The following is an 8,546-nucleotide window of genomic DNA, read 5'->3' on the forward strand; positions in this document are numbered from 1 at the left end:
TCGCAGTGCTCGTCGAAGCGGTCCGCGTCGAGGCCGGTGCCGTCGTCGGGAATCCGGAAGCCGGGCTCATTGGCGAAAACGTTGTACCGCAACCGCTGCGCCGCGATGCGATGGTCGGAGTCGGAGGAGACGATCAGTGCGTATCGGGACCGGTGATCCTCGCTGCCGGCCGGCCGGGCCGGCGCCGTCAGCACGGACGTAATAGCCATAACGCTCAGGAGGCCAGTCCGATACGGCGCCGGGGCATCCGCCGAGTGTCGGTGGCATGCCGGTTCGGTGAACGAGATCTACGTCACACCGGGCGTTCACCACCGGGTTTCCGGCCGTTCGTCCGAGCTGCGCCCATACGCCCGGAGTTCGGCCGGAATCCATATCGAATTCGCACACCGGTCGCGGTGGGCAGACCCCGCCCGGACGGTCTGCCCGCTCGGTTACGCCACGAAACGCTCGGGCTCCCGGATCCGGTCGCGCCCCTGGTCGACCTCTTCGAAGCCGGGTCGCCCGGTGCCGATGAAGGCCACCAGCCACGACGCCACGGCGGCGAACCGATTGCGGAAGCCGACCAAGTAGAACAGATGCACCGCCAGCCAGATGAACCAGGCGAAGACACCTTTGAAGGTGATGCGCTCGTTCAGTTTGGTGACCGCGCTGAACCGGCTGATCACGGCCATGCTGCCCTTGTCCCAGTACACGAACGGCGTGCCGGGGTTCTTGTCCCGGCTGATGATGTCGGCGGCGTGGCGCCCCTCCTGCATGGCCACCGGCGACTGGCCGGGGTAGCCGTTGAGCGAGGTCATATCGCCGATGGCGTAGATATCGGCGTATCCGCCCACGGTGAGGTCGGGGTTGATCAGCAGCCGGCCGGCCCGGTCGGTCTCGCATCCCGTCGCCTCGGCCAGCAGTTTCGCGAACCCACCGGCCTGCACACCGGCCGACCAGACGATGGTCTCGGCCTGGATGCTCCGCTCGGCGCCGTCCTTGTCCTTCACGGTGACCTCGCCGTCGGCGATATCGGTGACGAAGGTGCCCAGCAGCACCTCGACACCGCTGCGGGTCAGCGTCTTCTTCGCGTATTCCGACAGGCCCCCGCCGAAGGGCGGCAGCACCGCGCCCGCGCCTTCGACCAGGCTCACCGAGACGTCCTGGTGGAAGTGCCGCTTGGCCAGTTCCTTCAGCTGTCCCGCGACCTCGACACCGGTCGCGCCGGCACCCACGACCACGAACGAGAGCAGCCGGCGGCGGGTCTCCTCGTCGGCGCCCGAGGCCTCCCGGAACACCCGTTCGATCTGGGCGCGGAGCAGCTTGGCGTCGTCGATGGTCTTCAGCGAATAGGTCTTGTCCGCGAAGTCGTCGCGGCCGAAGTACGACTGGCTGGCGCCGGTCGCCGCGATCAGCGAGCCGTAGCGGATCCGGCGGGCGCCCTCGGCGGTGCGGTAGGTGAGGATCGCCGCGTCCGGTTCGATGGCGGTGACCTCACCGAGGCGCACATCCGCCTCCTCGTGGCGGCGCAGGATGTTCGCGATCGGGGGCGCGATCTCCTCGGACGCCAACACCCCGGTGGCGACCTGATACAGCAGCGGCTGGAACAGGTGTTCCGGCGTGCTCGAGATCAGGACATAATCGACTCCGGCCTTGGCGAGCTGCTTGGCCGCGGCCAAACCTCCGAAACCCGATCCGATGATCACCACATCCGCGTATTCGACCCCTGCGCCGATACCAGTGACGTTCTGCATGACAGCCTCCTTCACTCATTAGGAACCGTCATCCAGATCCAAGATATTTCAAGGTTCAGGGCGCATAATTGAGATGACTCTTATCTGTTCTGGTCATGAATGGAGGTCCGGGTGGAGCTTCGGCAGCTCACGTACTTCGTCGCGGTGTGCGAGGAGCTCAGTTTCAGCAGGGCGGCGGCCCGCTGTTTCATCTCGCAGTCGGCGATCAGTCATCAGATCGCCCGGCTCGAACACGACCTCGGTGTGCAGCTCTTCGAGCGCTCTACCCGATCGGTCGTCCCCACCGACGCGAGCACAAGATTACTACCGCTCGCCAAGCAGATGCTAGGTCTGGAATCGGCCATCCGCGCTTCCATCCGCACCACCGGCCCGCGGGTACGGCTCACCGCGAATATGTCCTTCGCCACCCGATCGCTCTCGGCCATCGCCGGGGCCCGCGAAACACATCCGGGCGCGGAGATCGAATTCGTCATCAAACCGTTCCGGCAGCGCGTGGCCGCCGTCGCCGACGGCGACTGCGATCTGGCGCTCATCCGCGGCAGTGTGCAGCAGGCGGGCATGGTCGTCGAACAATTGTGGGTGGAGGATCTCACCCTCGCCACCGCCCCGTCCCATCCGCTGGCCGGCCGCTCCGATGTGACCCTGCCGGAACTCGGTGACTATCCGCTGCTGCTGCCCCCGGAATCCGAACAGGTCCTCATCCACAATGTGATCCGCGCCGCCTTCGCCGATATGCCCAGCGGCCCCACCTACGGCCCGCCCATCCCACCGGACCATACGGCCACCATGGAGCTGATCAACCATCCCGACGCCTGGACCGCGCTCTACGCCAACAGTTCCACCGAGGGCATCGCCACGCTGCGGCTCGCCGACCATCACTTGCGGATCCCGGTCTGCGCCGTACTGCGTGCCGATACCCGCCGCACCCCGATTCTCACGACCCTGCTGAACGGCCTGCGCGACCTGTAGCGCGGGCCCTCCCGCACACCCGGTATCTCAGCCGTACTGCTGCCGGATCTCGTCCGCCAGATCGCGCAGCAGCGCCCGGGCCTCCGGCGGGGCCACGACGGTGAGGTGTGTCGCGAATTGGAGCAGCTGCCTGGTGTCGTCGAGTACCCGGCAGGCGATGGTGACCCGGACCCGGTGCGCGGAGACGGCCTCGTGCACGGTCAGCCGGGTACCGAGGATGCGACCGGCGCGCTCGAGCTGCGCCGTCTCCAATTCGCCGTGCACGACGAGATCGCCCGCGGTTTCCCAGCGATCGGTCAGCTGCGCGGCGACGGTCCGCAGGGTGGCCCCCGCGCGTAGCCGGCGCGGGCGTCGCAGCGGCTGCCATCGGACGATCCGGTCGAGCAGGAACAGCCGCGGCGATTCCCGTTCGTCGGCCACCAGGTACCAGCGGCCGGATTTCGCCAGCAGGCCGTAGGGGTCGACGACCCGCCAGACCGGTTCGCGCTCGCCCGACCGGCGGTAGCGCACCCGCAGCCGTACCCCGCGACGGAGATCACCGACCAGTTCGGCCGCGGATATGCCACCACCGCCGGCCGCGAACCACGGGCGGTTGTCGGTGACCACCAGGCCACTGAGTGGAAGTAGCCCCTCGGCTCCGTGTCTCGCCGGTGCGATCTTGCGCCGGGCCCGGTCGCCGTCCGCGGCCGTGCCGAGATCGTCACGCTGCTGATCGTCGAGCCCGGGCAGCACGAGGTGGTCGCGCTCGCTCGGGGTGAGACGGGAGGTGTCGAGAGCGCCACCGGGCAGCAGCGTCACCCCGCCCCCGCGCCCCTGCCTGGCATGTACCGGGAACCCGGCCGCCTGGAGCCAGTTCAGATCCCGTAGCACCGTCCGCTCCGAGACCGCGAGTTCCGCCGCGAGCGCCGTGGCGGTGGTGACCGGCCGTGATTGCAGTGCCAGCAGTAGCGCGAAGAAGCGATCCGGCGTCATATCCGAAGAATCTCAGAAAAACCTGACAGGTTCGGTCCGGTTTGCCGGATACAACGGGGTCGTCCACCGCTACGAAAGGAAACGGCACCCATGCCTGTCCCCAATATGTTCATCGTCTATGTGACCGATCCGCCCGCCGCGGCCCGGTTCTACGGGGATCTGTTCGAGATGAGCCCGGTATTCGAGAACCCCGGCTTCTTCGCCTTCGACCTCGGCGGCGGGATCCAGCTGGCCCTGTGGCGCTCGCCCGCGGCCGATCTCGCGACCACACCCCGCACCAGCGAGGTCTGCCTGACCCTGCCGGGCGACGCCGCGGTGATCGACGAGCAGTTCGCGACGTGGAAGGGCCGCGGCGTGACCGTCGTCTCCGAACCCGAGGACGCCGTATTCGGCCGCACCTTCGTCGTCGCCGACCCGGACGGCAACCGGATCCGGGTGGCGCCGGTCGACTGACGACGTGGGAAAGCCCCCGCGGCCGGGCAGTGGCCGCGGGGGCTTTCGTGGCGGCACCGGTTCGGCGCGGTGCGCCACCTACCGGCCCGAGTGGCGAGGGACCAATTCCCGGGCCGGCACGTCATACCGCCTCCCGGCGGTGACCGTCACCGGCGCTGCCGCAGTACGGCACCCTCCGGGACCGCCTGGACCTGCCCGTTCTTCAGAATGATCACGCCAGGACTCCCGGACGGCAGCTGATATCCCGGGAGATACCGGTCGATGTTCTCGCGCAGGATCACGCGATCGATATCGGTGCGCTCCCGGCCGTCGATGATGATCTTCTTCTCCCCCGGGCCCGGATCGGCACCGGCCGCGCCCGCACCCGTCACCGCCGCACCCACGACACCCGCACCGCACATCAGGGCCACCAGAGCCCTGCTCGCCGGTTTCAGCTTCACCATGAGGAAACTCCTTGTCGTGCTGTAGTTTTCGCCGATTCGCTCGATCGGTTCTCCGACTACGCCGACGCTATCCGGGCTCGCTGTGCCCCCGCTGCGAGCGGAGCTGGGAGTCGGCTGGGAATGCACCCGTCTCCTGAGAACGGCGCGACGCCCGATCCGCACGGGTCGTACGCTTCCGGCGTGACCGCGATCGACGGACTGTGCACGGTGGCCCTGGATATCGCCGCGTGCCGCTGCCCTCATCTGCATCGCTCGGTGACCTACCGGTAGCGGGCGGCCCCCGGCGCTCGAACCCGGGTTCCCGAATCCGGTCAGCCGCAGCAGAAGGGGTCGTCGCAGGGGCGGCCCACCTCACTGCCGTAGGTGCCGAGGTGCCGGACCGGCGCGAGCACCGCGTCCGCGGTCTTCGCGTCCAGCGGTGCGGTCACCGCGCTGGGCCGCCCCCAGTTCGGAGGCGCCTGATCGACGTCATAGCGGGCAACGCCGTCGATGAACAGGGTCCATAGGCTGTGATCGGGGAACGGGTTCATTCGCAGCACCCACCACCGGCCGTCCACCAGCGCGGCGACCGGGAACCGCCTGTCACCGGTCCGCTTCCAGACCGGCCGCGCGAACGCCTCAGGCACGACCACGACACTGCACCATTGCGACCTCCTGGACAGATGACCACCGGACCCCGATTCTGCCCGGTGCCGGGGTCCGCGGCGGTCAGTCCGGGGTACCGAACGATTCCAGAATCGTGTCGGTCCGGTCGCGGGCCGCCCGCGCCATTCCGGGATGAGTGGTCTCATAGGTTTTCCCGGTCTCGACGGCGGCCAGGATGATCTCCGCCGCCCGGTCCGGCGGCAGGGTCTCCTTCGCCATCTCGGTGATCGCCTCCATCATCGGCGCCAGCTTCGCCATCACCTCCGGCGGCATCGCGCCGGCTTCCGGCACCGCCTCCGGGGCAGCGAGCTCGGCGAGCCCGCGGAACATCTGGGTATCGACCGGCCCCGGACAGACCACGGTGACCCCGACTCCCGGCGCGATCAGATCCAGTTCGCCGCGCAGCGATTCCGATATCGAGATGATCGCCGCCTTGCTCGCCGCGTACGGGGCTCCGAACAGTCCCACGGTCAGCCCCGCCAGCGACGCGGTGTTCACGATATGGCCGCGGCCCGCGGCGATCAGGTGCGGTGTGAACACATGCACTCCGTTCACCACACCGCCCACATTCACCGCCCACACCCGGTCCCAGGCGGCCGGGTCGATCTCCCAGCTCGGCCCACCGGAACCCATGCCCGCGTTGTTCACCACCAGGTCGACCCGGCCGAATTCGGCGAGGGTGCGGCCGGCCAGCGCCCGCACCTGCGCGAGGTCGGCGACATCGGTGGGAACCGCGAGAACGTCCGGGCCCAATTCGTCCGCGGTCCGCTCCAGCGCACCGGTGTCGATATCGGCGATCACCACCCGCAGCCCGCGTGCCACGAGCGCCGTGGCCAGCGCCGCGCCGATCCCGTTCGCGGCCCCGGTGACCACCGCGACCTGCCCTGCTTCCAGCTTCATGAGCCCTCCGTCCCGCCGGTCCCGCCCCGATGACGAACCGGTGCCACCATCCTCCCGATCCGGTCCGGTCGGCACATCGGCCTGCGGGCCCATCTCCACCCCGAACTCGGGAGCTCGGAACCCAGGGCAGCTCCGGCCCGGCCGCACCGAGCGTGGCGTGTACGCCCGGCTACCGAGCCCAGGTCGTCGCCGGCTCCACCCGGCCCGTGCCTTCCGGCGACGCCGCCGTTTCCAGCCGCGTGACCGCGTCGGCGGGCAGTTCCACCTGCCACGCCCCGAGGTTCGCGGCGAGCTGGTCGGCGCTGTCGACGCCCACGATCGGCAGCACCGACGGTGAACGGTGGCGGGTCCAGGCCAGCGCGACCTGCGCCGCGGGCACCCCGAGGTCCGCGGCGACCGCCGCGACCGCGTCGGCCGCCGCCCGCCCGCGCGCGCCGGAGGCGTCGGCGGATCCGGCCAGTACGCCGTGTTCCAGCGGCGAGGACACCGTCACGCTCACTCCGAACGCCTCGGCCATCGGCAGCATCTCGCGTTCTATATCGCGCCGAAGCAGGTTGTAGGGGGCCTGCACCCCCGAGAACGAGGTCCACCCCTGGCATTCGGCCAGCGTATTGGCCTGCGCCACGGCCCAGGCCGGAGCGTCGATGATCCCGGTGTGCAGGACCTTGCCGCAGCCCACCATGTCGTCGAGTGCCAGCAGCGTCTCCTCGATGGGGGTGCCGGGATCGGCGACGTCCACCCAGAACACGTCGACATACTCGGTCCGTAGCCGTCGCAGGCTGCGTTCCAGCGAAAGGATCAGGCTTTTGCGATGACCGCCCGCGGTGCCGGCGTCGGCGGGGTCGGGGGTGAGCGTATGTCTGGTGCCGAGCACGAGCCGGTCTCGCCTACGCACCACTTCGCCCAGCATCTCCTCACTGGAATCGTGCGCCCAAGCGGTATCCACGAAATTCCCGCCGGCCTCGGCGAAGATGTCCAAGATCCGCCGGTACTCGTCTTTGTTCCGGATCGCCGTCGTACCCAGCACGAACTCGGAGACCCGCAGTTCGGTCCGCCCGAAAGGTCGGTATCGCATCACCCTGCAGTCTTACCGCACAAGCCGGGCGCCCGCTCCGCACGGACCGCGCTGACGACGGCCCCCGATTCGGCTCCGAACCTCCGCGACAAACCTCAGCGCGTACCCACTCGATCCACAGCCGCGCCGTAGACATGCGGTGATTCGTCACATTGCGCGATGAATTCCTGCGGGAATCCCGGTGCGAACGGGACGGCGGCCTCCAGCCGGGCCGCCATCTCGCCGGACAATTCCACCTGCCCGGCCGCCAGATTCACCTCGAGCTGCGCCGCGCTACTCACCCCGATGATCGGAAGGACGGCCGCCGAGCGGTGCCGGGTCCACGCCAGCGCGACCTGCGCCGCCGTGACCCCGAGTTCTGCCGCGACACCCGCCACCGCGGCGGCCCCGGCACGTTCCCGCTCACCGAATTTCTCCGGATCGGCCCGTCGGCCCGCGCCGCCGGACAGAACGCCCTGCGCCATCGGCGCCCAGGCGGTCACGCTCATCCCGAAGGCCTCGGCCATGGGCAGCAGCTCCCGCTCGATATCGCGTTGTAGCAGGTTGTACGGCACCTGCAGACCCGAGAAGGGCACCGCGCCACGAAACTGCGCGATCATATTGGCCTGCGCCACAATCCACGCCGGAGCATCCGAGATTCCCACGTACAGAACCTTCCCCGACCGCACCAGGTCGTCGAGCGCCCGCATGGTCTCCTCGATCGGCGTATGCCGATCCCAGACATGCACCCAGTAGATATCGACATAGTCGGTCCGCAGCCGCCGCAGGCTCCGCTCCAGCGAAAGGACCATGTTCTTGCGGTGGTTGCCCGCGGCGTTGGGGTCCGCCGGATCACGGGTCAGCGTGTATTTGGTGCCGATCACGAACCGATCCCGTTCCCCCAGCACCTCCCCCAACATCTCCTCGCTTGCCCCGTACGCCGACGCCGTATCGAGGAAATTCCCACCCGCCTCGGCGAAAACCTCCACTATCCGCCGGTATTCGTCCGTGTCGCCGATCGCCATCGTGCCCAGCACGAACTCCGACACCCGCAAACCGGTCCGCCCGAACAGTCGGTATCGCATCACCCCGCCAGTCTGGCAGGGGCCCCACCGGATATCCGCCCCGGGCGAGCACCGTGAATTCCCGTCCCTGAGCGAGATCCAGAGCTTGTCATCCGGTCCCCGTAGGGTCGCCGCCATGTCCGAGCAGCGGTCCAACCCGCACGACGCCTACTTCCGCAAAGTCATGGCCCGCCCGGCCAATGCCGCCTCCGAACTACGCGCCGTCCTGCCCGAAGCGATCACCACCCGCCTCGACTGGCCCGCCTTGCAACTACAACCCGGCAGCTTCGTCCACCCCGACCTGCGAAACCGC

General features: G+C 68.8%; 11 protein-coding genes. 3 read left to right on the forward strand and 8 right to left on the reverse strand.

Going from position 1 to position 8,546, the window contains the following annotated elements; translation table 11 throughout:
• On the reverse strand, window positions 1-209 hold a 209-nt coding region (locus tag ACWDU1_RS25145; RefSeq protein ID WP_450002089.1), incomplete at its 3' end, for a GNAT family N-acyltransferase.
• Between the two features lie 222 nt (window positions 210-431).
• A complete protein-coding gene (locus ACWDU1_RS25150) occupies window positions 432-1,733 on the reverse strand; it encodes an NAD(P)/FAD-dependent oxidoreductase (RefSeq protein WP_450002091.1) in 1,302 nt (433 codons plus the stop codon).
• Between the two features lie 111 nt (window positions 1,734-1,844).
• Between ACWDU1_RS25150 and ACWDU1_RS25155 the strand changes: the two genes are divergently transcribed.
• Complete coding sequence (locus tag ACWDU1_RS25155) at window positions 1,845-2,702, forward strand: LysR family transcriptional regulator (protein WP_450002093.1); 858 nt, start codon at window positions 1,845-1,847, stop codon at window positions 2,700-2,702.
• A gap of 27 nt (window positions 2,703-2,729) precedes the next feature.
• On the opposite strand, the gene ACWDU1_RS25160 is transcribed toward ACWDU1_RS25155, so the two are convergent.
• A complete protein-coding gene (locus tag ACWDU1_RS25160) occupies window positions 2,730-3,674 on the reverse strand; it encodes a helix-turn-helix transcriptional regulator (protein ID WP_450002094.1) in 945 nt (314 codons plus the stop codon).
• A gap of 90 nt (window positions 3,675-3,764) precedes the next feature.
• On the opposite strand from ACWDU1_RS25160, the gene ACWDU1_RS25165 reads away from it, so the two are divergent.
• Window positions 3,765-4,127, forward strand: a complete 363-nt coding sequence (locus ACWDU1_RS25165; protein ID WP_450002096.1) for a VOC family protein — start codon at window positions 3,765-3,767, stop codon at window positions 4,125-4,127.
• Window positions 4,128-4,273: 146 nt separating this feature from the next.
• On the opposite strand, the gene ACWDU1_RS25170 is transcribed toward ACWDU1_RS25165, so the two are convergent.
• The 5 genes from ACWDU1_RS25170 to ACWDU1_RS25190 all read right to left on the reverse strand — a co-directional run bounded on the left by ACWDU1_RS25170 (window position 4,274) and on the right by ACWDU1_RS25190 (window position 8,254).
• Window positions 4,274-4,570: a hypothetical protein gene (locus ACWDU1_RS25170; protein ID WP_450002098.1), complete on the reverse strand. Its 297-nt coding sequence runs from the start codon at window positions 4,568-4,570 to the stop codon at window positions 4,274-4,276.
• A gap of 311 nt (window positions 4,571-4,881) precedes the next feature.
• Window positions 4,882-5,202 (reverse strand): hypothetical protein, encoded by a 321-nt coding sequence (locus ACWDU1_RS25175; RefSeq protein ID WP_450002100.1) that lies wholly within the window; start codon window positions 5,200-5,202, stop codon window positions 4,882-4,884.
• Window positions 5,203-5,278: 76 nt separating this feature from the next.
• The gene (locus tag ACWDU1_RS25180; protein WP_450002102.1) at window positions 5,279-6,115 is read right to left on the reverse strand and encodes an SDR family oxidoreductase; all 837 of its coding nucleotides are present in this window, start codon (window positions 6,113-6,115) and stop codon (window positions 5,279-5,281) included.
• A gap of 169 nt (window positions 6,116-6,284) precedes the next feature.
• Window positions 6,285-7,190: an aldo/keto reductase gene (locus ACWDU1_RS25185; protein WP_450002104.1), complete on the reverse strand. Its 906-nt coding sequence runs from the start codon at window positions 7,188-7,190 to the stop codon at window positions 6,285-6,287.
• Between the two features lie 95 nt (window positions 7,191-7,285).
• Window positions 7,286-8,254 (reverse strand): aldo/keto reductase, encoded by a 969-nt coding sequence (locus ACWDU1_RS25190; protein WP_450002105.1) that lies wholly within the window; start codon window positions 8,252-8,254, stop codon window positions 7,286-7,288.
• A 115-nt stretch (window positions 8,255-8,369) separates the two neighbouring features.
• Here ACWDU1_RS25190 and ACWDU1_RS25195 point away from each other — a divergent pair.
• Window positions 8,370-8,546: Rpn family recombination-promoting nuclease/putative transposase (locus tag ACWDU1_RS25195; RefSeq protein WP_450002107.1), on the forward strand; the 177-nt coding region annotated here is incomplete at its 3' end.

This window comes from Nocardia sp. NPDC003345 (assembly GCF_053589395.1).

Bases quoted from the DNA above. Each gene is read 5' to 3' on its own strand.
- ACWDU1_RS25150 (WP_450002091.1), bottom strand. From the start codon at position 1,733: ATGCAGAACGTCACTGGTATCGGCGCAGGGGTCGAATACGCGGATGTG.
- ACWDU1_RS25185 (WP_450002104.1), bottom strand. From the start codon at position 7,190: ATGCGATACCGACCTTTCGGGCGGACCGAACTGCGGGTCTCCGAGTTC.
- ACWDU1_RS25160 (WP_450002094.1), bottom strand. From the start codon at position 3,674: ATGACGCCGGATCGCTTCTTCGCGCTACTGCTGGCACTGCAATCACGG.
- ACWDU1_RS25165 (WP_450002096.1), top strand. From the start codon at position 3,765: ATGCCTGTCCCCAATATGTTCATCGTCTATGTGACCGATCCGCCCGCC.
- ACWDU1_RS25180 (WP_450002102.1), bottom strand. From the start codon at position 6,115: ATGAAGCTGGAAGCAGGGCAGGTCGCGGTGGTCACCGGGGCCGCGAAC.
- ACWDU1_RS25190 (WP_450002105.1), bottom strand. From the start codon at position 8,254: ATGCGATACCGACTGTTCGGGCGGACCGGTTTGCGGGTGTCGGAGTTC.
- ACWDU1_RS25170 (WP_450002098.1), bottom strand. From the start codon at position 4,570: ATGGTGAAGCTGAAACCGGCGAGCAGGGCTCTGGTGGCCCTGATGTGC.